Genomic DNA, 567 nt, shown 5'->3' on the forward strand with positions numbered 1-567 from the left:
GCCGCAGGCGGTAACGCACCGTTTGCGGGTGGACGTGGAGGCGGGCGGCGACGTCGGGCACGTTGCTGCCGCTCAGCAGCCACGCCAGGAGCGTCTCGGCGAGCCGGCCGCGCGGCCCCTCAACGACCGCTGGGAGGCCCAGTCGCCGGGGAGGCCCAGGGACGCGCCGCCCGGTGAGGAGCCCGAGCCGGACCCGTCGTACGAGAAGGCGACCTCGGGGGCGAGCTGGACGAACCCCTCGACCGACGCGGCGGCCGAGGCGGGGGCGCCTGGCGCGGTCTCCACTGCGGCGCCCACGTCGATGCGCAGGCTGCCCAGCGGGAGCTTCGCGCCCTCGGGGCCGAAGGTGAGGTCGCCGGTCTTCGCCCAGGAAACCTTCACGCCCTGGACGAGTGGGTCGACCTCCATGGTGGACGGGTCGACGGGGACCGTGCCGTCCGCCTCGCTCTCTCCCAGGACTGAGCTGATCTTGGCCGGCTCCGTCTCGACCGTCGTAGCGCCGTCGGCCGTCGTCTCGACGATCTCAGTCACCTTGGCGAGTACGCCGTCGGGGGCCCCGGGGGGGGG

General features: G+C 74.6%; 2 pseudogenes. Both read right to left on the reverse strand.

The annotated features are described in order from the left end of the window. A pseudogene (locus TN53_RS46400) lies at positions 1–136 on the reverse strand (helix-turn-helix domain-containing protein); the annotation flags it as partial. Then, positions 100–567, reverse strand: a pseudogene (locus tag TN53_RS41930) (hypothetical protein); the annotation flags it as partial. The pseudogenes TN53_RS41930 and TN53_RS46400, both read right to left, overlap by 37 nt.

This window comes from Streptomyces sp. WM6386 (genome assembly GCF_000972385.1).
Lineage (GTDB): Bacteria > Actinomycetota > Actinomycetes > Streptomycetales > Streptomycetaceae > Streptomyces.